The organism is Embleya sp. NPDC020886, from assembly GCF_044333915.1.
Taxonomy (GTDB): domain Bacteria; phylum Actinomycetota; class Actinomycetes; order Streptomycetales; family Streptomycetaceae; genus Embleya.
This window is the reverse complement of record NZ_JBIRRX010000021.1, coordinates 134502-158474: the sequence shown is the minus strand read 5'-3', so window position 1 is coordinate 158474 and position 23973 is coordinate 134502. Positions and strand designations below refer to the sequence as shown.

At 69.4% G+C, this 23973-nt stretch carries 22 protein-coding genes and 4 pseudogenes; 12 read left to right on the top strand and 14 right to left on the bottom strand.

Going from position 1 to position 23973, the window contains the following annotated elements; translation table 11 throughout:
* A pseudogene (locus tag ACH4U8_RS42190) lies at positions 1-1121 on the top strand (hypothetical protein); the annotation flags it as partial.
* Between the two features lie 334 nt (positions 1122-1455).
* On the opposite strand, the gene ACH4U8_RS42185 reads toward ACH4U8_RS42190, so the two are convergent.
* The 10 genes from ACH4U8_RS42185 to ACH4U8_RS42140 all read right to left on the bottom strand — a co-directional run bounded on the left by ACH4U8_RS42185 (position 1456) and on the right by ACH4U8_RS42140 (position 10022).
* A complete protein-coding gene (locus ACH4U8_RS42185) occupies positions 1456-1869 on the bottom strand; it encodes a hypothetical protein (protein WP_395783635.1) in 414 nt (137 codons plus the stop codon).
* Positions 1870-2514: 645 nt separating this feature from the next.
* Positions 2515-3303, bottom strand: a complete 789-nt coding sequence (fabG, locus tag ACH4U8_RS42180) for a 3-oxoacyl-ACP reductase FabG (protein ID WP_395783633.1) — start codon at positions 3301-3303, stop codon at positions 2515-2517.
* A gap of 305 nt (positions 3304-3608) precedes the next feature.
* Positions 3609-4688, bottom strand: coding sequence for a phosphotransferase enzyme family protein (locus ACH4U8_RS42175; RefSeq protein WP_395783631.1), 1080 nt, complete (start codon positions 4686-4688; stop codon positions 3609-3611).
* 61 nt (positions 4689-4749) lie between these two features.
* Positions 4750-5475, bottom strand: a complete 726-nt coding sequence (locus ACH4U8_RS42170) for a microcompartment protein (protein WP_395783629.1) — start codon at positions 5473-5475, stop codon at positions 4750-4752.
* Between the two features lie 5 nt (positions 5476-5480).
* A complete protein-coding gene (locus ACH4U8_RS42165; protein WP_020555964.1) occupies positions 5481-5768 on the bottom strand; it encodes a BMC domain-containing protein in 288 nt (95 codons plus the stop codon).
* 20 nt (positions 5769-5788) lie between these two features.
* Positions 5789-6049, bottom strand: a complete 261-nt coding sequence (locus ACH4U8_RS42160) for a EutN/CcmL family microcompartment protein (protein WP_360322693.1) — start codon at positions 6047-6049, stop codon at positions 5789-5791.
* Positions 6049-6558, bottom strand: a complete 510-nt coding sequence (locus tag ACH4U8_RS42155) for a hypothetical protein (RefSeq protein WP_360322695.1) — start codon at positions 6556-6558, stop codon at positions 6049-6051. Before ACH4U8_RS42155 ends, ACH4U8_RS42160 begins: the two co-directional genes overlap by 1 nt.
* Positions 6555-7160, bottom strand: a complete 606-nt coding sequence (locus tag ACH4U8_RS42150) for a BMC domain-containing protein (protein ID WP_360322697.1) — start codon at positions 7158-7160, stop codon at positions 6555-6557. The genes ACH4U8_RS42155 and ACH4U8_RS42150 overlap by 4 nt, the downstream gene beginning before the upstream one ends.
* The gene (locus ACH4U8_RS42145) at positions 7153-8736 is read right to left on the bottom strand and encodes an aldehyde dehydrogenase family protein (protein ID WP_395783627.1); all 1584 of its coding nucleotides are present in this window, start codon (positions 8734-8736) and stop codon (positions 7153-7155) included. The genes ACH4U8_RS42150 and ACH4U8_RS42145 overlap by 8 nt, the downstream gene beginning before the upstream one ends.
* The gene (locus ACH4U8_RS42140) at positions 8733-10022 is read right to left on the bottom strand and encodes an aspartate aminotransferase family protein (RefSeq protein ID WP_395783625.1); all 1290 of its coding nucleotides are present in this window, start codon (positions 10020-10022) and stop codon (positions 8733-8735) included. Before ACH4U8_RS42140 ends, ACH4U8_RS42145 begins: the two co-directional genes overlap by 4 nt.
* 315 nt (positions 10023-10337) lie before the next feature.
* Here ACH4U8_RS42140 and ACH4U8_RS42135 point away from each other — a divergent pair, with 315 nt between their 5' ends.
* From ACH4U8_RS42135 to ACH4U8_RS42125, 3 genes are all read left to right on the top strand, one after another.
* Positions 10338-11825, top strand: coding sequence for an APC family permease (locus ACH4U8_RS42135; protein ID WP_360322703.1), 1488 nt, complete (start codon positions 10338-10340; stop codon positions 11823-11825).
* A gap of 85 nt (positions 11826-11910) precedes the next feature.
* Positions 11911-12696: a GntR family transcriptional regulator gene (locus tag ACH4U8_RS42130; protein ID WP_395783623.1), complete on the top strand. Its 786-nt coding sequence runs from the start codon at positions 11911-11913 to the stop codon at positions 12694-12696.
* Positions 12697-12780: 84 nt separating this feature from the next.
* Positions 12781-13569, top strand: a complete 789-nt coding sequence (locus ACH4U8_RS42125; protein WP_395783621.1) for an enoyl-CoA hydratase/isomerase family protein — start codon at positions 12781-12783, stop codon at positions 13567-13569.
* Between the two features lie 54 nt (positions 13570-13623).
* On the opposite strand, the gene ACH4U8_RS42120 is transcribed toward ACH4U8_RS42125, so the two are convergent.
* Positions 13624-14118: an ATP-binding protein gene (locus ACH4U8_RS42120; protein ID WP_395783619.1), complete on the bottom strand. Its 495-nt coding sequence runs from the start codon at positions 14116-14118 to the stop codon at positions 13624-13626.
* Positions 14119-15338: 1220 nt separating this feature from the next.
* Between ACH4U8_RS42120 and ACH4U8_RS42115 the strand changes: the two genes are divergently transcribed.
* The 5 genes and pseudogenes from ACH4U8_RS42115 to ACH4U8_RS42095 all read left to right on the top strand — a co-directional run.
* On the top strand, positions 15339-15917 hold the full coding sequence (locus ACH4U8_RS42115; RefSeq protein WP_395783618.1) for a TetR/AcrR family transcriptional regulator: 579 nt from the start codon (positions 15339-15341) through the stop codon (positions 15915-15917).
* Between the two features lie 258 nt (positions 15918-16175).
* Positions 16176-17472: pseudogene (locus ACH4U8_RS42110) on the top strand (hypothetical protein).
* Between the two features lie 38 nt (positions 17473-17510).
* Positions 17511-18392: an alpha/beta fold hydrolase gene (locus ACH4U8_RS42105; RefSeq protein ID WP_395783616.1), complete on the top strand. Its 882-nt coding sequence runs from the start codon at positions 17511-17513 to the stop codon at positions 18390-18392.
* A 673-nt stretch (positions 18393-19065) separates the two neighbouring features.
* On the top strand, positions 19066-19611 hold the full coding sequence (locus ACH4U8_RS42100; protein ID WP_395783614.1) for a hypothetical protein: 546 nt from the start codon (positions 19066-19068) through the stop codon (positions 19609-19611).
* Between the two features lie 42 nt (positions 19612-19653).
* Positions 19654-19815, top strand: a pseudogene (locus ACH4U8_RS42095) (hypothetical protein); the annotation flags it as partial.
* A 306-nt stretch (positions 19816-20121) separates the two neighbouring features.
* Here the strand turns inward: ACH4U8_RS42095 and ACH4U8_RS42090 are convergent.
* From ACH4U8_RS42090 to ACH4U8_RS42080, 3 genes and pseudogenes are all read right to left on the bottom strand, one after another.
* A pseudogene (locus tag ACH4U8_RS42090) lies at positions 20122-20205 on the bottom strand (hypothetical protein); the annotation flags it as partial.
* Positions 20206-20320: 115 nt separating this feature from the next.
* Entirely contained in the window at positions 20321-20479 is a 159-nt protein-coding gene (locus ACH4U8_RS42085; RefSeq protein WP_379991824.1) for a hypothetical protein, read from the bottom strand.
* Positions 20480-20727: 248 nt separating this feature from the next.
* A complete protein-coding gene (locus ACH4U8_RS42080) occupies positions 20728-21186 on the bottom strand; it encodes an Lrp/AsnC family transcriptional regulator (RefSeq protein WP_360322296.1) in 459 nt (152 codons plus the stop codon).
* Positions 21187-21357: 171 nt separating this feature from the next.
* Between ACH4U8_RS42080 and ACH4U8_RS42075 the strand changes: the two genes are divergently transcribed.
* The 3 genes from ACH4U8_RS42075 (at position 21358) to ACH4U8_RS42065 (ending at position 23454) form a co-directional block, all read left to right on the top strand.
* A complete protein-coding gene (locus ACH4U8_RS42075; protein WP_379991832.1) occupies positions 21358-22002 on the top strand; it encodes an AzlC family ABC transporter permease in 645 nt (214 codons plus the stop codon).
* Entirely contained in the window at positions 21995-22324 is a 330-nt protein-coding gene (locus ACH4U8_RS42070; protein ID WP_395783612.1) for a branched-chain amino acid transporter permease, read from the top strand. The genes ACH4U8_RS42075 and ACH4U8_RS42070 overlap by 8 nt, the downstream gene beginning before the upstream one ends.
* 656 nt (positions 22325-22980) lie before the next feature.
* On the top strand, positions 22981-23454 hold the full coding sequence (locus ACH4U8_RS42065) for an ATP-binding protein (protein WP_395783610.1): 474 nt from the start codon (positions 22981-22983) through the stop codon (positions 23452-23454).
* The last annotated feature ends 519 nt before the right edge of the window (positions 23455-23973 follow it).

Here is a 23973-nt window from a genome sequence, read left to right as displayed (position 1 = left end):
GCGTGCGCGACGTGCTGAACCGTTCGGCGCATCGGACGAGTTCCCGGATCGTACTGCTCGACTGCTGCTACAGCGGCCTGGCCGGCGCCATGGGCCCCGGAACACTCACGCGAACCGACCTGAGGCACTCCTTGTCCGAGGACGGGGACGGGGACAGGGACGGCCCCGGGGCCTGCCTGCTGACTTCCGCGTCGAGCACCGGCCGCTCGTTCGCTCCGCCCGACGCCGCGTACCCGGACTTCACCGGGGCCCTCGTGGACGTCCTGGAGAACGGGATCCACGGGGCGGGCCCGACCCTGAGCGTGGACCGGATCTGGCGACACGTACACGACCGTCTGCGCGAGCAGGGCTGCCCGGCACCGCAGCAGTTCGGGCAGAACGCCGTCACCCGACGCCCCTGGGTCCACAACCGCGCCCACCTCGACGGGCCGCCCGCCGATGTGCTCCTCCCTCGGGACCCGCGACAGAGCCGCGCGAGACGGCTTCGCGCGGCCGTCGTCGGGGTGATCGCAGTCGTGCTGGGACTGGGGATCCTTCTCCTCCCGAACGCGGCGACCACGGGCTCGCGGCACGACGCGACGAACGAATCGGTCCGGTCGCCCTCCTCGACCTACACTTCGCCCGCCGCCGACCCGAACCCGACGCCGTCCGTCCCCACTTCACCCACCCCCGACCGGACCCCGCCACGGCCCGTCGTCTCTTCCACGACCCCCCGCCCGACACCCACCTCCTCGGCGCCGTCCGATCCGCCTGCGCCGCCCACCGTTCGCGAGCGTTGGCACGGCACGCTCCTTCTCTACAGCAACGGAGCGCCCACGGGTTGGTGGCTCGACAGTGTTCCGCCGGCCAACGCGGTCATCGGCGACCTCGGCCTCGAATGCGACTGTCACCCCGGTCGGGTGGTCGCCCCCGCGATCGCCGCGTGGGACGGCGGCGCTCCGCCGGATTATCGGCAATGCTCCGCCATGAGCACCCGGTTGGCTCGCGGCGCGCTGACCGTTCGAGCGGGCTCCATGGCCTGTCTCAAGACCCTGGACGGTCGCCTCGGCTACATCAAGGTGATCGACATGCCCGGTCCTTCCGAAATGAACATCGAGGCGACCGTCTGGGATCTCCGATGATGTGGTCGATACCGAATCCCGCTTGAGCGCTACCGGTGCGAGCGTGGCGAGTTCGCCGATGGGAAATGCCCCTTCCTCATTGCCTTCGACCGATGACCCGCCATCGGCACCGACAGACCGCCACGAGCAAGCCGACCGGATCGCCCGTTGGCCGGGCCGGATCGACTTCGACACATCCGGACGCGGACGCCACGTGTCGGTGAACCCGATCGCGTCGCGGAAGTCGGTGGGACGACGACCATCTTTCGCCGCCGTAGCGCGCGTGTCGGCGGGCAGCGGGTCACCAGACCGTTCTCCGGCGGCCCCGGCAACGCCCGCCGACCGACGGCGTTTGCTACTCCGGTTGGGTTACCGTCAGCGCCCATCGCAGTGCCTGTGCCGAGGCGTCGACCCCCACGGTGAAGGACCCCGATCGCACGATGCCCGGATCCATGGTCGCCGAGTTCATGCCGATGGCGCCGGCGGGGCAATCCACGGTGAACGCGGCCACCTCCGCGTCCCGGGAGTGCATCGTCACTGCCACGCTGCCGCCGCCCTCACAGGCGACGGTGAGTATGGTCGGCAGTTGTTCCGAGGCGCCCCCTGATACGACACCACCGTCCCCCGTGCTCTCCTCCACCCACACCAGACCATCCGGCCCGGGGTGGGGGAGTAAGCCTCCGATCGCTGTTGCGGGTGTGGCTCCCATGCCCGACAGCGCCAAAGCCGCCAGCATCGCCGCGGGTACGGTCTTCCTCACACGTGACATCTTTGCTCCTCGGCAGGGTGTCATGGAGCGAACAGTCTTGCGCACGGTGAGCACCGCGCACGAGTCACCCGCCGCCCCTCGGCCGGCGACTCGTCGAGCGGCACGACCCGTACGGCAACTTCGAGGAGCGCGCCGGTGCAACGAAGACGTAGCCGAACGGGACCGGACTCGCGGGGCTCGGCCTTTTCGGCGGCCCCGGTGGTGATCGGCCGGTCGGTGCAGATCACCGCGTCGGCCGGACCCGGGGACACCCGAGTTGTCGCACCACGACACCGCTGTCACAGACCTGGTAACAAGGTCACGAGAAGGAACGACAACCACCCCACCCGCCCCGCCCGACACCCCGACAACACCACGCGACGATGCGCAGCCCGGTGTCGAGTTCCACCCCGGCCTCTCGACCTCCTCGCCGAACGCGACTCCGACGGCCACTCGGACGGCGTTCCTGTTGTTCTGCCGGCCCACCGCCGAGCCGACCCGCCCGGCTCCGACACCCGCTCCCACCACCCACACCACGACCATCGCCGGGTGGGCGGAGGCCAGTGGCGCGGTCGGGCGGCATGGAGCCGGGCGGGCGTGCACGGGTGGCGGCCCGGTGCCGGGCGGGCCGTTGATTGTGTTCGTCAGGCGTTTGTCAGGCGTTTGTCAGGCGCCGGCGGTGGTGATCGCGTCCAGCGACTCGGCGAGCACTTGGCCGCCGTCGACGATCAGCCCCTGGCCGGTGATGAACCCGGCGTGTTCGGAGGCCAGGAACAACGCCGCGTGGCCGATCTCCTCGCTCGTCGCGAGCCTGCCCATCGGAATGGACCGGGCCATGTCGCGGACGTAGTCGGGACCGAGTTCCGTCACGCCCTCGGTGAGGACGTTGCCGGGGAGCAACGCGTTGATCGTGATGCCCTGGGGGGCCAACTCCAGGGCTGCGGCCCGCACAAAGCCCATTTGTCCGGCTTTGCTGGCCGCGTAGTGGCTCCAGCCGGGGTAGCCGGTGACGGGTCCGGTGATGGACGAGGTGACCACGACGCGACCGTACGAGCTGCTCCGCAAGGCGGGTAGGAAGGCCGTCACGGTGAGCATGGTGCCACGCAGGTTGACGTCGAAGACTTCGTCGATGCGCTCGGCGGTGAGGTCGGTCAGCCGAGCGTTGGGGAAGATGCCCGCATTGCAGCAGACGACGTCGACACCACCCAGCGCCTCGACCGCGTCGTCGGCGAGCCGCGAGATCGCCGCCGGGTCGCCGACGTCCGCCGCGATGCCGATGACTTTCCCACCGGTGGCGGTGAGTTCCGTCGCGGTCGCGTGGACGTCGGCGGCGTTGCGGCCGGTGATGACCACGTGGGCTCCGGATCGGGCGAAGACGGCGGCGATTCCTTTGCCGATGCCCTTCGAGCCGCCGGTGACGACGACACGGCGGCCGTCCATGGATGGGAGTGTCATGAATGCTCCTGGGGTGGTTGGGGTGGTTTCGGTCGGATGGTCTTGTCGTCGGTGGCTTGTCCGGAAGCAGCCGTTCGACTCCCGGCGCGATTGTTCCGCATCCGGGCGGTTCACGGCTTGCGATGGCATGACGTCCGGGACGTCGGTGCCCCCTGACGTATCAGCCGGCGACAGTGCGTGCTTCACGCTGTCGGTCGGCTGCGTAGGCCGGCTGCCGAGTCGCCTCCGATCAGTCGGCGAGGAGGAGAGGGCGGCGGCGACGCCCGGATGAGAGTCGGGCCCAGGCGCCGGCGGCATGGACTCGATCAATCCGCGGTGCCGAGGTCGATGGTTGTCGGCCGGCGGGCGCGCCACCATCGGTTTTGTGTACCGAGGTATCGGTCCGCGAGTTCGGCGCTCGCGCGTGTGAACCCCGCGCCCTTGGCCCGCGCGAGGTCGGTATCGGGGTGCGAGCCCAGCCAGGCGACGACCATCAGGCGTCGAAGCATGATGAAGGTGGGGATCTCGTTCTCGTCTTCGGTGGTGAGCGCGCGGACCCGCCGGTAACCGGTGAGCCAGCTGTCGATGAGGTCGGGGACCTGCGGGGTGTCTTCGAGGAAGGTGAGGGCGGCGGCCAAGTCGTAGAGGAACCAGCCGGAACCGCAGTCGTCGAAATCGATCACGGCGGTCCGGTCGCCGTGCACGAGAAGGTTGGCCAGCCGGAGGTCGGCGTGGATCAACCCGAATCGGCTCGCGCGGGTTCCGTATCGCCGCAACCGTTGTTGGATGATCGCTTCCGTGTCCGCGAGCACCCGGCGGACCTCGCCGGTGGCGCCGGGCCCGTCCCGCCACCGTCCCCAGTGCGCGCGCGTGCCGAGCGTCGTGGCGAGGTCCCAGCGCATCCGCGTGAACCCGGCGGGAGGCGTCCACGTTTCGGCGTGCCGGTGCAGGTGCGCGGTGATTTCTCCCAGCCGTTCGAACTGCGGAGCGGGCACGTTCTCGTCCGGAGCGTCACCGGGGATGAGGTGAAAGAGGACGGCATGGCGCCGCTGCCCCCCGGCGGTGAGCGGCTCGACGCCGACAACGAGGCGGCCGTCCAGAGTAGGAATCGGCTCCGGGGTGGCGATCTCGGTGTCGTTGCGGAGTGCCTCGACCCAGGCCAGTTCGGACCGGATCTCGGCGGCCGAGTGGTAGTCGGGGCGGTGCACACGCAGGATGCGTGGGGCCGAGCCCGGCCCGGCGTGCACGCGATAGGTCGCGTTCTCCGAGAGGTTCAGCAGTTCGAGCGGGGTGTCGCGGTCGATGCCGTAGGCGGGCAGGACACGGCGTGCCAGGGAGTCGTACGGTTCAGCGGAGACGGCACTGGGTGTGTCGTCGCGGTCGAACCCGGGTCTTTCGGGGGACATGCCTTCTCCTGGGGCGCGGGCAGTCGGAGGGTCGGTGGAGTCGGGGGACTGGGTCGTCGGTTCAGTGGTCACGTCCTTCGATGGCCGAAAGTGCCACGTCGATCGCGTGGCGTGCAGTGGTGACCCCTTCCAGGGTGCCGCTGATGTAGACGCGTCCGGCGGCGCCGATCATCTGCACGTCGACCAGGGTGTTCTTCGGCGCCGCGCGTTCCGCCTCGTTCGCCGCCAGGGCCGCGTACAGCGCGGGGGTCATCTCCATCACCAGCAGCGTCTGCCCCGGCAGGATCATGGATGCCTGTCGGGTGCGGTTCAAGATGACCGCGTGCTGGTCGGTGACGTTCTCGATCACGTCGGTGTACAACACGCGGGGCTTGAGCTGGTCGGACGGGGCGCGGCCGATCCCGGCCTGGATGGCGGCGCCGGCGCGCTCCAGATCATCGGTGTTCTTGGTGTGCAGTTCAAGGATGCCGAACTGGCGTTCCACGAAGAGCAGCCCGGGCTCCGCGGCGGGCACCGCCTTGAGTGCCAGGTCGATGACACGCTCGATGGCCAGCCCCGGGGCCACTTCGATGATCAGGGCGTGGTCGCCTTCCAGAGGCGGATAGCCGCGCGCTCGAGTGGGGGTCCCCAAGTACGCGGCGAACTGCCGCTGAAGGCTGCGCAGGGTCAGGTGTACGCGGAGTTCGGTCGGCGGCGCGGCAGACTGGGCCGCTGTGCGGTCCTGTGCCGCCGCGCGGGGGCGCCGCCGTGGGGCGCCCGCCGTCGGCTCGTCGGAGGTGGTTGTCATGGCGCTCAGCCGTTGGTGGTTCCGCCACCGTTGAAGTGTCGGTTCACTTCGGGGTGGGGGCGGGGGATGACGTGGACGGAGACGAGTTCGCCGACCTGGGCGGCGGTGTCCGCACCGGCGTCGGCGGCGGCCTTGACGGCGCCGACATCGCCGTTGATGACGACTGCGACCAGGCCGTCGCCGACCTCCTCGCGGCTGATGATGGTCACGTTCGCGGCCTTGACCATGGCGTCTGCGGCGGCGAACGCCGCGACGTAGCCGCGGGTTTCGATCATTCCGATGGCGTCGGACATGAGGGTCCCAACTTTCGTGTTCAGGAGTTGCGGTGGGTGGTGGAAGTCTCGTCGACGGATCCGATGATCAAGGCGTCGATCGGGGCGTTGTCGGGGAACCGGCGGGCGGCGCTCATGCCTTGGGCCACGAGTACGCGTTCCCCGACACCGGTTCCCAGGACGTCGAACGCGATGATCAGCTCCGGCGGTGCGTCGAATTCCACGGTCAGGAACGCGCCCGACGGGACGCCGGCGACGCGTCGGGTCGACCAGACGGATCCGGTGACGGTGCCGATGCGCATCAGGCCTCCTCCCGGTCGATCCGAACGCCGAGCCTGCGGGCCGTGTCCCGCCCCAAGGGGGTGATGACGGCGCGGGGGCCGGCGACGATGTGTTGTCCGGCGGCAGCCGCCGCGGTGACCACGGCCTCGCCGACGGCGCCACGCTCGATCCGATGGACGCCCTGTGTCTGTGCAGGCTCGGCATTGTCGGTACGGGCAGGGTCACCGTTGTCGAGCCGGAACCGGATCCTGCGGTCGTCGAGGGCTGCGCGTCCCCCGGGTGTTGCGGCGAGATCGAGCAGCAGTCGTACGAAACTCGCGAGGTCCGCGTCGTCCCGAAGTACCACGGGGCGGTTGTCCGGCTCGACGGTGGTCGGTGCGGCGGCGGGAGAAGGCGGTGAACTCTCGTGATTCGGTGCGGCGGTCAATTCGGCGACCGCTTCGCGGACCGCCTCGGCGACGAGGCCGCGCAGTTGGTCCCATGAGGTCCCGACGGTCGACAAGCCGATGGCCGGCGGCGTGCTGTTCATGGCCTGGCTCGCACGGCTTCGCGCGCGGCCTCCGCGGCCATGCGGACGTCGGATTCGGTGCCGCTGAGGTAGACGCGCCCGGTGGCGCCCATCATGCGGTAGTCCACGACCTTGATGTCGGCGGCCTTCTCGGCTTGGTTCGTGGCGAGGATCGCGTACGCCGCCGGGGTGACTTCGAGGGTGAAGAGTGACTCGCCCGGCAGGACCATCGAGCCGGACTTGTTCCGGTTGATCAGGAAGGCGTGCCGTGGATCGATACTCGTGATGGTCTTGTCGGCCAGGATGGTCGGGGTGGGCACGGCGGACGGATCCGCGCCCAGTGCCTGCAGGATGGCGTCGGCGGCCGAACGCACGGCGTCCGTGGATCGTGAGTGGATTTCGAGGTAGCCGAACTGCCGCTCGACGACCAGGATGCCGGCCTGAACATCGGCGTATTTCAGTGCGACGTCGGTCAGCGGCTCGATGTCCAGGCCTGGGGCGACTTCGATGATCTGCGCCGACATGTTGGTGCGGGGCAGGCTGCCTCGCACGAACGTGCCGAGATAGCACATGGTCTGTGGCTGGAGTTGATCGATGAAGATGAACGAGCGCAGCTCAGCCATGGTGGGCTCCCAGCACGCTTTGCAGCTCGGTGCGGACGAGCCGGCGGATTTCTTCGCGCAGCAGGTCGAGTTCCTGACGGCCCACCCGGCTGTCGGGGGTCTGGGCCGCACCACCCGGCCGGGCGGTGTCGTGTGTGGCCGTGCGTGCCGCGGGCGACGTGGGCCGGGCGGTCCACGGCTGGAGGCCGGTGAAGTCGTCGAACGCGACGTCGGCGTCACGGTTGTACGCGACACGCGTGTACTGCACGAGGTGGCGGGGTTCGAGGTTCTCGCCGAGCGAGCTGCGGCCCACGAACCCGGTGCCGATGGTCATCGTCGGTGCGAGGTTGGTCTCGAATCCCGAGCTGCCCAGGCTGGCGCCGACGTTGACGCTGATGCGCATGGCTTCCACGTTCGCTCCGAACGCCATGATGGCGGCGCGATCGCTGCTGTGGATGGCGGCGGAGTGTCCGCGTCCGCCCCGGCGCAGCAGCAGCCGAGCCAGCCGGATGCCGTGGGCCGCGTCGGATACCGGGTGGAATCCCAGGACGGGGCAGAGCTTTTCCTGTGTGAGGGGTTCTTCGAAGGGGCGCTCGAACGGCGCGACGAGCACACGCTTGCCCGGGCGGATGCGGAATCCGGCCTGCTCGGCGATCCAGGCGGCGTCCCGGCCGATGGCGGCGGTGCGGAGGCGGCCCTCGGGGTAGAGCCAGGCCCTCAGGCGGTCGCGCTCGACCGGGTCGCACACATGCGCGCCGGCCTTGTCGAGTGCGCGCAACAGGTCCGCCGCTATGGAGTCTTCGGCCAGCAGCACCGATTCGTTGGTGCACAGCAGGGAGTTGTCGAACGCCTTGCTGGCGACGATGCGTTGGGCAGCCGCGACGAGGTCCGCCGTGGCGTCGACGAGCACGGGCACATTGCCGGGCCCGACGCCGAGGGCGGGGTTCCCCGAGCCGTAGGCGGCACGCACCATGGGCGTTCCCCCGGTCGCCAGCACGATGCTGCAGCCGGGATCGGTGATGAGGGCGTCCACCAGGGGGATCGTCGGTTCGTCGACGACCTGTACGACGTCGGCGGGTGCTCCCGCCGCCACGGCCGCCGCATGGAGCGTGCGGGCGGCGTCCGCGCTGGCAGCCTTGGCCGCGGGGTGCGGGCTGATGACGATGGCGTTCCGTGTCATCAGGGCGAGCATGACCTTGAAGTAGACGGTCGACACCGGGTTGGTCGACGGTGTCAGCGCGACGACGACGCCGGCGGGGCGGGGGACTTCAAGGATCTTGGCGTCCGCGTCGTGGCGGGCGCTGACGTGGTCTTCGTCTCCGTAGCGCGCCAGGAGACCCAGCGAGCACGCCTCGTTCTTGGTGATTTTGTCGACGACCACGCCGAACCCGGTTTCCTGCACCGCCCACTCGGCGTAGCGGGCAGCGTTGTCGTGCCCGGCCTGCGCGGCGGCTCGAACGATGCGGTCGACCCGGGCGCGGTCGAATGAGGCGAATTCGTCGGCCGCCCACCGCGCGCGCTCCAGCAGGGTTCGAGCCTGTGCGGCCGGATCCGGGCCCCAAGCCGTCGCGCGGGCCTGGGCCGGCTGGGCGCTCACGCGGCCTGCCCGGAGGCGACGCGTGCGGCGTTGCGGGCTTGGCCGACTGCCGTATGGAGGCGTTCGAGCAGGTCGTCGACGAGTTCAGGAGACATGAGCAACCCCGGCTTGAACTGGAGGACACGGGTGTCGAGTGTGGAGAAGATGGCCCAGACGCCGTTCTCGTACAGCGCTCGCATGACGAGTTGGGCGCCCACGGGGTGGTCGAATTCCAGGCCGATCACCAAGCCGTTCTGTCGGATGCCGACGAAGAAGTCCGGATGATCGGACCGGATGTCGGCCAGGCCGCGGTCCAGACGGGCCGCGATCGAGGCGACGGTCGCCTTGGTCTGGGGGCGCCCGCAGATCTCCAGGACCTTGATGGCGACGATGCAGCCGAGTTCGGCCCCGCCGAAGGTCGAGATGTGGCCGAAGCCGTCCTCGTCCAGCCAGCCCGCGACCTTGTCGGCGACGATGACCGCGCCCAGGGGGTAGAGGCCTCCCGCGGTGCCCTTGCTCGTGACCAGGATGTCCGGCGAGACTCCGGCCTTGTAGATGCCCCACATCTCGCCCGTGCGCATCAGCCCGGTCTGCACCTCGTCGGCGATGTAGACGGTCCCGTACCGTTCGCACAGGTCCTTGACCCCGGCGAGGTATCCCGGCTCGGGCATCACGAAGCCGTAGGTGGCCGGCACCGTCTCCACAAGGACCGCGGCGACGTCGCCGCCCCGCAGCGCCGACTCCATCGCGGACAGGTCGTTGAAGTCGACCTGGGGAAATTGGGACGGCTCGTCGACCAGGAACAATCGTGAGAACCGCGGGTTGCCGGCGTTGACGGCGAGTCCGGTGTGGCCGTGGAACGCGTTCCGGATGGACACGATCTTGCGGCGCTTGGTGGCGTGCCGGGCGGTCTTGAGCGCGATGTCGATCGCCTCGCCTCCGCCGGCGGCGAAGATGACCTTGCCCATGTTGCCGTCGCAGGTGGCGAGCAGGCGTTCCGCCAGCGCGGTGCGGGCGACCGACGCGAAGTGGTGGTTCCCCACGTCGTAATGGGTCATCGCCTCGTTCATGGCCGCGACGAGTTCGGGGTGTCGGTGGCCGAGGCTGTAGGTGCCGCCGTTGAGGTGGGCGTCGATCAGTTTTCGGCCGTCGGCGTCCCAGAGGTGGTACCCGTCCCGGCGGTCGATGACGAGGTCGACGCCCTGGTCCAGCCAGAACTGCGTCTTGCCGGGGTTCCATGCGGCGCGGGAGCGATCGAAGAAGTCGTCTCTCGACGCGTAGGAGACGAAGCCGTAGTCGCGCATCATCACTCCTTCCTCGATCGGTGGACCGCGTCCAGGCCGTCGTTTTGGTTCATACCGTATGTGTACCGATTGGCTTAACGGTTGTCAACACTACGAACAACTCAACCGTATGCCGCGAAAGCCTTGCCCGACCTTGCGCACCGGTGGCACCATCGCCGATATCCCCCCTGATGAATCTTCGCAAAACGCAGTATTTGCCAGGGGTACTCCGTCGTAGGCGACCAAAATGCCGACCGTATCCTCTGAAAGGTCGATGCAATGACAGATATTGGTTCGAGAACGACGCCTCCCACGCCCGAGCATGACCCGCAAGAACACATGCAGCGGCTGCGGCCCAATGCGGTCGGTCTCGTGGCCGTGGTGTTCATGGCCGTCGCCACCGCGGCACCCATCAGCGCGATGGTCGGCAACGTGCCGGTGGCCGTGGGTTTCGGCAACGGCACCGGCGCTCCCGCCGGCTACCTCGTGGCCACCATCGTGCTCACCGTCTTCGCCGTGGGCTACGTGGCCATGGCGCGGCACATCACCGCGGCAGGCGCGTTCTACGGCTTCGTCTCGCACGGGCTCGGCCAAGTCGCGGGCATGTGCGCAGGACTGCTCGCCACGGTCGCCTACATCGTGTTCGAGGCGTCGCTGACCGGCCTGTTCGCCTATTTCGCGAAGCAGACCGTGGCCGACCTCTTCGGCGTTTCCCTGCCCTGGCTCTTCTACGCGTTGCTCATGCTTGCGCTCAACGCCGTGCTGTCGCACTTCGACATCAACCTGACCAGCAAGGTCCTCGGCCTCGCCCTGGTCTCGGAGGTACTCATCCTCACCGCGCTCGCCGTGGCGATACTCGTGGACGGAGGCGGCCCGGACGGCTTCGTACCGCAGGCGATCAACCCCCTGAACGCCTTCGACGCCGCCTCGGGAGTCGCCGGCGCAAGCGTCGGCCTCGGCCTGTTCATGGCCTTCTGGTCGTGGGTCGGCTTCGAGTCGACCGCGATGTACGGCGAGGAGTCCCGCGACCCCAAGCGCATCGTCCCCATCGCCACCATGGTGGTGGTCGTCGGCGTCGGGATCTTCTACGTCTTCGTCTCCTGGATGGTCGTGGCCGCCAACGGTCTCGACGAGTCGGTGCGCATAGCCGGCGGCGGCTCCCCGGCCGAACTGCTCTTCGGACCGACGCGCGTCCTGCTCGGCGACTGGGCGGTGACCCTCTTCCAAATCCTGCTCGTCACCGGCTCGTTCGCCTGCGGCATGGCGTTCCACAACTGCGCGGCCAGATACCTGTACGCCATCGGTCGGGAAGACATCGTGCCCGGCACTCGGCGCACCCTCGGCGCCACACACGCGAAACACGGCTCGCCCCACGTCGCCAGCTACGTCCAGTGCGGGATCGCCGCGACGCTGGTCCTGGGCTTCGCGCTGGCCGGCAAGGACCCCTACCTCGACCTCTTCGTCGTCCTGTCCGTCCTGGGAACGATGGCCATCCTCATCGTCCAGATCCTCAGCTCCGCAGCCGTCATCGGCTACTTCCACGTGCGGCGGATGCACCCCGAGACCGCCCACCCGCTCCGCACGTTCGCGGCGCCACTGCTGGGCGGCATCGCGATGATCTACGTGGTGATCCTGCTCTTCCAAAACCTTGACACGGCGGGCGGCGCCGCGTCACAGACCACGATCTTTCGGATGATCCCCTACCTCGTGCTCGGTGTCGCCGTGCTCGGCGTCGTCCTCGCGCTCTACACGAAGGTCCGGGCGCCCGAACGGTTCGCGCTGATCGGCCGCGTGGTGCTCGAGGAATCCTCGGAGCGAGAGGCCTGACACTCGCATCCGGTTCCGTCGGCGACCGCACAGCCGTTGGGGGTACCGAAGGCAACCGAATCCGGAAATGGTGTAAACCATAGTTGTGTCCATCGAACATGACGAAGCCCCAGCCCCGACGCCCGGCACCGCCGAGGACGTACGCCGCCGCATCCTCGAGCAGCTCCGCAGCGGCCTGCTCCGACCCGGAGACAAGCTCGGCGGAGAACGCGACCTCGCCCAGCAGTACGGCGTCAGCCGATCCACCCTGCGGCACGCACTCGACGCCCTGCAGCAAAGCGGCGTCGTGCGCCGTGTGCCCGGCCGCGGCGGCGGCACATTCGTCAGCCACGGCAAAGCCGAACGCAACCTCTCCACAGCCGTCGGCGTGCCGGCCTACCTGCGCCGACAGGGCTTCGAAGCCGGCACCAACGTCCTGTCCACCGCGATGCGCGGGGCGGACAAGGACACCGCCCGCCGGCTCCGCCTGTCGTCCGGCGACCTTGTGTTCGACCTGGTACGCCTTCGTCTCGCCGACGGCCGGCCGATCAGCCTCGAGCACGCACAACTCGTCGCCGATTACTTCCCCGGCCTCCTCGAACGCCCCCTCGGCGGATCCGTGTACGAGCTCATCGCCGAGCACTACGGCGTCACACCCGCCGACGTCACCGAGGAGATCGAGGTCGTCGCCGCCACCGCGGACGAAGCCCGGGTGCTGGAGGTCGAGCCGGGCGCGCCACTGATCTCCGTCGTCCGGGTGGCGGCGGACCGCCACGGTGGCAGCTTCGAGTTGTCCCACGATCTGTTCCGCGCGGACCGGACCCGCATGACCATCCACACCCAGTTGCGCGACGCCCAGGACGAAGGCGGGCTGCGCATCCAAGCGACCTGACCATCCATCACGCGCGGCAGCGCCGCGCCCTTCGAAATGAACGAGTTGGCTCGCCAAGCGCCATCGCGACCCAGGAGTACGGCCATGACCGAGTTCGTCCGATACGAGTGCGTGGACGCCATAGCCACGGTGACCATCGATCGACCAGCCGCCCTCAACGCCTTGGACAACGCGACGAAGGTGGCACTGCGCAATGCCCTGGCCCGGGCTGCCGGCGATGCGGACGTGCGGGCGGTCGTGCTCACCGGCGCCGGACGCGCCTTCAGTGTGGGGCAGGACCTCCGACAGCATCGCGAACAGCTCAACCGCAGCGCCCAGGCGGCCTTCGCCACCGTCGCCGAGCACTACAACCCCCTGGTCATGGCCCTGACCACCATGCGCAAGCCGGTGATCGCGGCCGTCAACGGTGTGGCCGCAGGCGCCGGCGCGGCACTCGCGTTCGCCTGCGACTTCCGCATCCTCGCCGAGACCACGACGTTGAACCTGGCGTTCGCGGGCATCGGGCTCGCCGCCGACTCGGGAGCGTCATGGACCCTGCCCAGGCTTGTGGGGCACGCTCGGGCGATCGAGTTGTTGATGCTGTCCGAGACGATTTCGGCGTCGCAGGCGTTGGAGCTGGGACTTGCCAACCGGATCGTGCCGGCCGAAGACGTCGCAACGGCGGCAAACGACCTCGCCCGACGCTTGGCGGCGGGGCCGACCGTGGCGTTCGCCGCGATCAAGGAGGCGCTGGCGTGCTCGGCCACGCTACCGATTGCGAGTGCGCTCGCCAAGGAGAGCGCCCTTCAGCTCCGTGTCGGCAAGTCCGCGGACCACCGAGAAGCGGTGGACGCATTCCTGAACAAGACGCAGCCGCGGTTCACAGGGCGTTGACGGACGTGTCCCGGGTCCTCGCCGCGACAGCGCCGAGGACCCGGGACACTCCCGTCACGAGCAGCCTGCCGCGACCGCGCCCATACACACCGCGCGCGCCGCCCACACGACCTTGCCGCCCCCCGGAGTCCGGTGGTAGCCGACTTGTTCGGCCTCCGCGGCGACCAGGAAGAGCCCACGCCCGTGCTCATCGTCCTGTGCTCCAAGGCCGACCATGGGCGGCCTCGGGCTGTCGTCGCCGACCTGCACGACCAAAAGCCCGTCGATGGTCCACATGGAGAGACGGATGGCCGGCGAACTCCTGCCGGACCGTTCTTCTCGATCGCGGCCGTCGCACTCGCACGTGTGCCGGACCGCGTTCCCGACGAGTTCGGAAACCACGAGGCGAACGGCCTCGACATCGTCGTCGGCCAGGCCCCAGCACCGTGCCACCTCCACGGCGCGCCGACGTGCATACGGCACGGAACCCAGGCCCGCAGCGAGCGGGATCATCACCAGACGCCCGTCGCGCGGAGCGGGTGCCGGGCGGGTGGCAAGACGGGTGTTCATGGGAGGAACCTCCAGACCGTGACCCCCACAGGACGCTGCGTAGGATCCGAAACCGTTTTCAGGTTTTCGGTATGCCATTCGATCGGCTTCCGGCAGGTCCCGAGCTTGATCCCGTCGACACCCCGAGGTCCCGTGCCGTAACGACGCATCAGGTCGATCGAGAACCATGAGGATCGACCTATACGGTTCAGATCCTTGAACCATTATGAACCATTTCTCAAATGGTTGCAAACGGTCCATTGTGGACCCCGGCGGCAAGCCCCACACATGCACGTGTACTCATCAACCCGGGCGCCACCGCGAGAACGACGCAGCCCTGGCGGCGAAGTGGATGCGGATCGTCGGGAGCCGGTCGTGGTCGCGTCCACGTGGGGTGCGGCACCGATTGAGAGTGTTGGTCTGTGCCTGGTGGCCTGGGGTTTCGGTCTGGGATGGTGGTGTGCCTTTCGGCGATGGGTCGGTTGACCTGCGGTGTTGCAGGGTTTGAGAAGGCCGCGCATCGCGATCCAGAATTCCCTTGGTGGGCGGTGTGTTTGTGCGTCGGAGCCGTGCTCGGGGGTCGGTCGTGTCGTTCCTGACCCCGCGTCCTTTCCGACGGCCGGCGGGTGAGGCCAGGAACGCCCGGTGGTCGACGGGTGTGAAGTTGCGGTTGGGTGTCGTGGTGGCCGCGTGGGTTCTGTCGTGGGAACGACGTTCCGCGGGTCGGTGTTCTGCAATTTCCCCTTGCACCGCCCGCTGTCCGGTTTTTACCGGGACGTCCTGCCCGCGTCGTCGGTATGCCGTTTTCGGGGTCACCGTGACGCGGTTTCCGGCTCTCCGGAGGAAGCCGGTGTTTCGATGGCCGGGTCGCCCTGCGCCCCGGGCCCGGTCGGGAGGGAACGGGGGAGCGATGGTGACCGGGACGCCCGAGGGCCACGGGTGGGCAACCGGCGTGGTGCCGGCGGCCGCGTTTCGGGAGCAAGTGGTCGCCCGCCTCCTGGAGTTGGAGGGCCGAGGCGTGTTGACGCCCGGATACCTGCGGCTCGCGGCAGCCGCCGCCCGAGGATCACCGCGTACCGTGCAGCGCCCGGCTGCGAATGGCCCGGGAGGAAGGCCGTGCCACCCCTCGTGTCGGGCGACCGAGCCGACGCCGGAGCGGGCGTATGGCCTGTGTAGCGGTGCGTGGTCAGGACGCGATCCCTTTTCTTGAGCAATCGATCCAGATACGTTACGGTGGGGTCATGGCAAGGACCCGGGAGTTCGACACCGAGGCGGCGGTGAGCCGCGCGATGGAACTGTTTTGGAGGCGTGGCTTCGAGGCGACTTCGGTACGCGACCTGACCCGGCAGTTGGGGATCGGGCAGGGATCCTTGTATGCCGCGTTCGGCGACAAGGAGGGCCTGTACCGGGCGGCTCTGGAGCACTACCGCACCACCCTCGCGGCGGCCGCCCTGCGCAGCCTGGAGGAGGGGACGGACGCCCGGTCGGCGATCCGCACGATGCTGGTCGAGCGGGTCCGGATCGCGGTGGAAGACGACGGCCGGGGCTGCCTGGTGGTCAACGCCGCCTGTGAGCGCCTGCCGAAGGATGCGGCGATCCGGCGCACCGTGCGGGACATGCAGGATGCCAGTCGGGACGCGCTTGCCGAGGTGCTGCGGGTCGCGGCGGAGCGGGGCGAGATCGCGACGCGACGCGACCCGCACACCCTCGCCGCCTTCCTCGTCACCTTCCTCAACGGACTGCTGGTCTCCGCGAAGATCACCCCGGACGCTCACGCCCTCGAACCCCTCGTGGAGGTCGCGCTGGCCGCCCTCGACTGATTTTTTCAGTCTCCGTTTCCGCCGGCGTGAATTCCCGGGCCGCCGCGGCTGCTTGGCGACGGCGGCGAGGAATCGGCGCTGTTCCAGGCCCGGTTCACCCCGTCTGATCCCGCGACTCGAAGATCGTTCACGCTTTTGGAGACAGAGCCCTTTTTCATGACCGCAATCTGTATCAGATGATCCAGAAAAGTCGCCTGCCCGCCCGAACACGGGATCCGGCGACCCCGCCCTGCTTCAATCGAAGACTTCGGAGGACGCATGCCCCCCGCGCCCATCCCGAGCACGCCGACTCTGGGCGGTAGCCGCTGGAACGCCTTTCCTGCGGCCGGTACCACCTTGACAGCCCGCGACTTCTTCACCGCCACCGAGCCGCTGTTGCAGGGCATCATCGATGACAACGCCCTCACCGGCGCCGACGGCAAGGTGCTGGAGGATCAGGTCCGCGCGACACTCGCACTCGGCGCCCGGGAGACCTCCCTGCCGCTGGGCATCGGCCCGGACAGCGCCTCGGCGGCGCGCGAACTGGGCGGGCAGGCCGAGACGATCGGCCGGGAGCTCGCCTCCTGGGCCGCCTCGGCCCTGGAGAGGCTGGTCATCAGCCGGATTCCGCTGCCCGCCGGACCGCTGGTCGTCCGCAGCCACTGCTACGGCCACCTGCTCACCCCTCTCGCGGCCGATCTGCTCCGAGGCCGGCGCGGCGGGCCCGTCACGATGCAGCTCTACAACGAGTGGCTGCACCAGATGGTCCTGCTGCGCGACGCCCTGCTGCCCTTCACCAACTGGCAGGACGTTCCGCTCCTGATCACCCCGACCGGTCTGCGGCACACCGAACCGGCCCGCGACGCGTTCCTCACCGAACTGCTGGTCCGTCAGATCCGGCACGCCGGCATCGTGGACTTCGCCCGCCGAGTCGTCACCGGCACCTCCGGCCCGGCCGGTTACGGCTTCGAGGCGAGCGGCGGCACCGCCCTGCCCGCCGTCCTCGACCAGCCAGCCCCTGACCGCACCACGGCACCTGCTGACCTGGCGCACCGACCCGGCCGCCGAAGACACCGCCACGTACGTCGCCGAGGTGCAGGACTACTACGCCGCACCCCGCACCCTCGTAGAGGACCTGCCGCCCGCCGGCACCGTGTCGGGGCCGCTCACCGCCCGCACCGGCACCGGGCCGGTCGACGACGGGACCCGCACCGCGCGCATCGAGATCACCCACGACGGCACCACCGCCCACGTCGACCTCGGCCAGGCCCTGCGCGGCCACCGCTTCGCCCACCGGCCGGACCCCGCCGCGGACGACGCGCACACCGATGCCGCGCCTCGCACCGCGGCTGTGTGGTCCGCACTGCGCGCACCGGGGTTGGTGTGGACGCAGGCAGGCGACGTCACCCTGGACGCCACCGGCCAGGACAACCTCGTGCTGCCGGCCCTGCTCGGCCGGCTCTACCCGGAGAACGTCATTCTGCGCTCCGCCGGCCCGTTCGCTGCCCGGACAACCACCGACGGCACCGGACCGAGTCGCCTGGTGACTGTCGTCGACCCTCCGCAAGCCCCCTGACACCCGTATCGCGAAGTACGACAGAAAGGTTGGAGAACATGATGTTCGACCACGACGGAATGCCCGTCCGCACGGGCCGTGCCATCGTCAACGGAACGAGTCTGCATTACCGGACGGCCGGGTCCGGCCCAGCGGTGGTGCTGTTGCACGGTGTGCCCAAGACCGGCTACCACTGGCGCCACCTGGTCCCGAAGCTGACGCCCCATTACACCGTTGTCGTTCCTGACCTGCGCGGCCTCGGCGACTCCGCCCGTCCTGCGGACGGCTACGACTCCGCGACGATGAGCGACGACATCGCCGAGTTGATGACCCACCTCGGACACGAGACGTACGCCGTGGCGGGCGAGGACTGGGGAGCGGTGATCGGCTACCAACTCGCCGCCCGCCACCGCGACCACGTCACCGCCCTCGTGTTCACCGAGGCCCTGTTCCCCGGATTCGGCTTCGAGGACCACACGGCCCTCACTCCCGAGAATGTCGCCGGTGGCATGCACCTGTGGCATCTGGGCTTCTACTTTCAGCCGGACGTACCCGAGATGCTGATCGCCGGACACGAGCGTGAGTTGATCACCTACATGATCAAGTTCGAGCGCAGCCATCCCGACAGCGCCGGCTCCGACGCGGTCGACGAATACGTGCGCTGCTACTCCATGCCCGGCGGAATCCGCGCGATGCTCTCGATCTACCGGGCGATGCTCGTCGACGCCGAACAGAACCGGCGGGCCGCGCAGAAGAAGCTGGACATCCCGGTCCTGGCGCTCGGCGGATCCGCGTTCATCGGCGACCGCAACGAGTCCCAGATGCGGCTCATGGCCCACGACGTCACCGGACACGTATTCGACGCCGGCCACGACCTCGCGGAGGAAGTGCCCGACGAGATGGCCGACGTCGTCCTGCCGTTCCTGGCCGCGCATCTGTAACCGCACCCGGCCGAGCTTGGGGAGCTGAAGCGGCCTGCGCGCCGTGGGGGCCTCAAGGCTGAGCGGACCTGCCCGGTCTCGCGCCGCCGGGAGGCCCCCAGGGCTTTCCGGTCGATATACGCCCGGCAATCCCCATGGGTCGACTTCGATCACCATTCATACCCCCGCAAATCCGGGAACATGACGGCTGCCGGTCGGCGCGGCGTTTCGCTGCTTCCCCGTGTCGTCCGGTTCCGTCGGACCCGAATGGGAGGGCAAGGTCGCCGACGGCCGTGCCATGACCTACCGATCCCGACCGACAACAGTCGGGCGGGGCGCCGGCCACCGGCTACCGGGATCGACACGGCGTCTTCGTGAAAAGCCCGACGGAGAACGAAAGCCCGTTCCCGAGGCGGCGCCCAAGGAACCATGCTTGTCGACAGCATTGGCCGTCCGATGACGACGACCGTCGTCGTCCGGGAACAATGGCCCGAACATGGGGCGAGGACGGGCCCGTTCCGATACATGACGCGAGGAAAGTTCGATGGCCGCGCCCCATCACTCAGTCCGCAGCAGCGCCGGGCAGCGCTCGAGGGCGGCCGCTGTCCGCAGGGAACGCAGGTGGCGTCGGCGAGGGGGAGGGTGAGCGGGGGTGGACGAGGGGAGGTCTGAGGGGTGCGGCTAGCGTGGCCGCATGGTGCGCAGTCCGCTGGACGAATGGCAAGCGATGCGTTGCGTCGTCGACGGCGTTCGGCGCGACGGCGGGTTCGAGGCGCGGACCTCCACGAAGGCCCTCGCGGCCGTTGCCGGCTGCACGGTGCCGTTGCTCGCGGCGATGGCGGGGTCGTTCGCGAGTCCGAGTCCGGACATGCCGAAGGTGTTCGTCCCGGTCGTGGCGGTGCTGCTGGTGGCCGTCGTCGTGTGGATCGTGTGGCTGGTCGTGCCGCGCGTGCGGCTGCGGGTGGACGCGGACGGCATCGCGGTCCGCGGGCGGCGTGTCGTGGCGTGGGAGGACGTGGCCGAGTTCCGGACCGGGATCGCCGCGGGGCGGGCACCGCGGAGCTACGTGCTGGTCGAACGCGGCGGCGCCGCCGGCCCGCTGCCGCCCGTGAAGCTGCCGATTCTGCTCGACGTCGACACGGCGATTCTGCGCGCCGCACTCAACACCCTCCTCGTCGAGCGGCGCGAAGGAACACAGCCCGGTCCCGGGCCCGTCCGGTCGCGCCCGAGCCGGCCCTGACGCGGCCCACGGCCCTACCCGCGGTAGTTCCGCGAAGCCGCGATCTCCGGCACGGAGTGGGCCCGACTCGGCAGCGCCGGTTCGTTCGACGGCCGCAGCCCGGTCGTCGGGCGCAACGGACACGGCGGCGTGGGGCGTTCGACCGTCGCGGCCGGGCCGGCCCGGGCGTTCGCGAGCCGCGGTGTACGCGTGCTGCTCGCGGACGCGGATCCGTACAGGCGGCCGGCCTCGGTACTTTCCGGACCGTGCAACGCATGGTTGGGGCCGTTGATCCCAGCGCTCCCCAATCTTGCTGGTGCGGGCATTTCGACCCGCCCGGAGGCTATGGGACGACAGCACGAAGCCCGGGGCCGTCGACGCCGGCTCCGGGCCACATGCGAGGAAAGCATGAGTATCACCCACAGCTCCATCGCCGACGACCGCCCGATGTTCTCCGCCGACGCGTACGCCGCCGTCGAGGCCGTAAGCCGAGGGCCTCCCCGCCCTGTACGTGCCGAGGAGGGGGAAGGGCAGGTCGCCGCCGGGGACGGTCTGTTCGATCCAGGCCCAGGGGACGTGGTCGACGGCGTAGGTGGCGATCACCCGGTCGTAGGGGGCCGTTGCGGGCCGGCTGAGGTCGCGTTGCCGACCGCGACGTCGACGCGAACCCGGGCACGCCCCAGCCTCCCGGCCGCCGTGTCGGCGAGTTCCGCTGAGGCATCCACGCTGGTCACCCTCCCGGAGGCGCCCACAGGCGCTCGGGCGCGAACGCGTGCCGGGGCAGCGCCTCGAACGCGGCGCGCACCCACGGGGTGTCCTCGGGCCACGCGCCGCGCGTCCGCATCGCCTTGTCCAGGGCGTGGCGACGATCCTCGAGGACGCCGGTCATCTACTTCGGGTCCTTTGACGCAACCGAGGGCGTAGGCGAACGGTTCATGACGACCGAAGCCATCACGCCGATACTTTTCCGAGCCCACGGTTGCACGGTCCCGAACGACGCGCTCGGGGTCATGCCGGGATCAGCGCCACCTGGACGGCTCCTACCCGCCGGACCCTGGTCGCGTGACTGGGACGATCGGCCGTCGATCGAGAAGCGACGGCCGTCAAGGACGACGCGGTGAACATGTTGCCGGGTGGCTAGCGGTCGGTCTTGATTTCCTTCATGGTCAGGTGGGATTCGATCCGCCGGACGGCGGGTAGGCCGCTGAGCTTGCCGGTGAGGAAGGCTTCGTAGGCGGCGTGGTCGGCAACGGCCACGCGGATGAAGTAGTCGGGGCGCCCGTACATGCGCCGGAACTCGACGACCTCCTCGTAGGAGGCAACGGTGTCCTCGAACTCCTCGAAGCTCTTGCGGTCCTGGGCGTAGATTTCCACGTCGAGGAGCACCTCCAGGCCACGGCCCAGGGCCTCGGGGTTGATGAGGGCCCGGTAGCCGGTGATGACGCCGACCTCTTCCAGCCGCTTGACCCGGCGCAGGCAGGGCGGCGCGGTCAGACCGACCCGCTTGGCCAGCTCGACGTTGGTCAGCCGCCCGTCCCGGCGCAGGTGAAACAAAATGTCGCGATCAACGGCATCGAGGTGCAGTTCATTGCTCACATGGAAATCATAGTGCCATAATTGGCAACCATATTAGGTCGAGACTTTCCTACAATTACATACATGGGAATAGATTCTGTCGTTGCCGGTGGCCGCCTTCGGTCCGCGCCACCCGCCCTCGAGTCCGCGACGACGTCCCACGCGCGTGCGGCGTTCAAGGACTCCCTCGGTGTGGGTCTGGCGTTCCTTCCGCTCGGGCTCGCCTTCGGCGCGCTGGTGACGCAGGCGGACCTGCCGTGGTGGTGGGCCGGGCTGTCCGCCGCGCTCGCTTTCGGCGGATCGTTCGAGTTTCTGCTCATCGGACTGGTCACCGCCGCCGCCCCACTGGCGGCCATTGCGCTGTCCGCGTTCATGGTGAACGTCCGGCATGTCTTCTACGCGCTGTCCTTCCCCCTGCACCGCGTGCACGGCCGCCTCGGCAGGGCGTACAGCACGTACGCCCTGTGCGACGAGGCATACGCGCTGACCACCGGCGAGCAGGCGCGCTCCTGGTCCGGCCGCCGCATCCTGTGGCTCCAGCTCTTCCTGCACCTGTACTGGGTCGGCAGCTCCACCGCCGGCGCCCTGCTCGGCGCCCTGCTCCCGGAGAGCGTCACCGGCCTGGACTTCGCCCTGACCGCACTGTTCACCGTCCTCGCCCTCGACGCCGTACGGAACCTGCGCGACGACATACCCACCCCGGTACTGGCCCTGCTCGGCGCCCTCGCCGCGAGACTCCTCTTTCCGAGCCAGATGCTCCCGGCCGCCTTCACCCTCTTCACCGCCGGCCTCCTGGCGCGCCACCTCACCACCCGCAGGAAGCCGCGCCATGCCTGACAGTCCCTACCTCATCGCCGCCGTCCTCGTCTCCGCCCCCGTCACCTGGGCCCTGCGCGCCCTGCCCTTCGCCGCCCTCACACCCCTGCGCAACAGCCCGACCATCCAGTACCTCGGCACCCGCATGCCCGCCGGCGTCATGCTGATCCTGGTCGTCTACTGCCTGCGCGGCCTCCCGCTCACCCACACGCGCTCCCTGGCCCCGTCGGCCGCCCTGGCCGTGACCATCGGCCTGCACGTGTGGCGCCGCAACGCACCGCTGAGCATCCTCGGCGGCACAGCCGTCCACGTGGTTCTGGTCGGCACCGTCTTCACCCGCTGAGCCGCCTGACGAAAACCCGGCGCCGTCGCTTCTCGCGAAGAACGCCCATGGTGCGGACGGCGGGGAAGCGCGGCAGGCCACGTCGACGGGCTCCCACGCCGTGTCGAGACACGTCGGTAGACGTCAGGCTCAGCTGTACGATCCGTACGGGCCGTTTCGCGGCGGGCGGTGGGCACGTGCCGGACGTGGCCGGGAGCCGCAGGTCTGTTCCCGTCGACATGCGATCCCGTCGTGCCGTGCGGCCAAGCCCGTGACGGCGAGTTCCTTGAACTTGGGGAGCTCGGCTGCGGTCGCGTCCCGCTGGGTCAGGCGTTCTTTGAGCTCCGCGACCTTGTCCTTGAGCCGTTCGATCTGCGCGATCCGCAGGTCGACGACCTCTCCAGCCTCCCGCAGAGCACGAAGGGCCGCTCGAAGTCTCCGACCAGGTGCCGGTAGGCGCCTCAGGGTCCTTGATCTGCTCGGCCGACGGCTTCGCCCGTCTGCTCCCGGTCGTGCTCGCCCACATCCCCGGGCGTACGTCCTGCGGCCATCCGCCGAATGCCACGCCGGACCCTCGACCAACGCGCCCGGCGGCGTCGCGCCCGCTGGTCCTGGACGGGGCGGCTCGCGAGGCATGGCCCTATCGGGAGTCGGGGGTGTCGGAGGGGCGGGGCGACATGGGGCGTACCAGGGACGGCGGGAGTCGGCGGTCGTCGTCGGGGGTGGTGGTTTCGGCGTCGGCGGTGTTCGGGGAGGGTGAGAGCGTCTCCCTCGCCCGCGGTCTGGTCCGCGGGATTCTTCGCGACGTGCAGGGCGAGCACGGGCTGCCGGTGTCCGAACGCGTGTGGGACACGGTGCAGTTGGTGGTGAGCGAGCTGGTGACGAACGCCCGCAGACACGCGCCGGGCGCGTGCCTGTTGACGTTGGAGGTGCGCGGCGGCGCGGTCGAGGTGAGCGTGTGGGACGGCGACCCGACGCCGCCGACGATCCTCCCGCACGATCCGGACCGGCTCGGTCGGCACGGTCTGGAGATCGTGATGGCGCTGTGTCGAAGCTTCGCGGTGCACCGTGAAACGGTGGGCAAGCGGATCAGCGCGTGCGTCGTACTGGCCGACGATCCCGGCGGTCACGTCGCCGGCCGAAGACCGTGACAGCCCACCGCATCCTTGTGGCCGTCGAGGGAACGGCGCCTGTCCCGCGAACTCGACGCGGTCACCACGGCACCACCCTGATCCGGGCCGTCGAGCCGCTCGCCGACCCGGCGGGACCGACGAACCCCTGACCGACGCGGAAAAGACGCCGACCGAGCGGTCGACGCCTTCCCTGCTGCCCGTCCACGGGGCCCAGCCCGCACAACCCGCCGCGAGGCGAATGTGTGGACCCCACGAAAAGACACCGCCACAGTGCCGGCAACCCGGGCCCGCGCACCCGCGATTCACCCGAACGAAGACACGCGTCCCGGAGCACGTCCCGCAGGCCCGGCTGCGGCGCCCGGGCGGCGCCGGATTTCCCTTCCGGCGCGTTCCCGGCCCATGGCTCGCCGATCCTCGTGTCGGCGGCCTCGTCCGCGTCGCCCCGCCGCCACTCGAGATCGATTACCTCTGCATCGGCCACGCGAAAATCTATGCCGGCCAGAGTAGACATCGGGTAGTGGTGTGGTTATGGTTTCT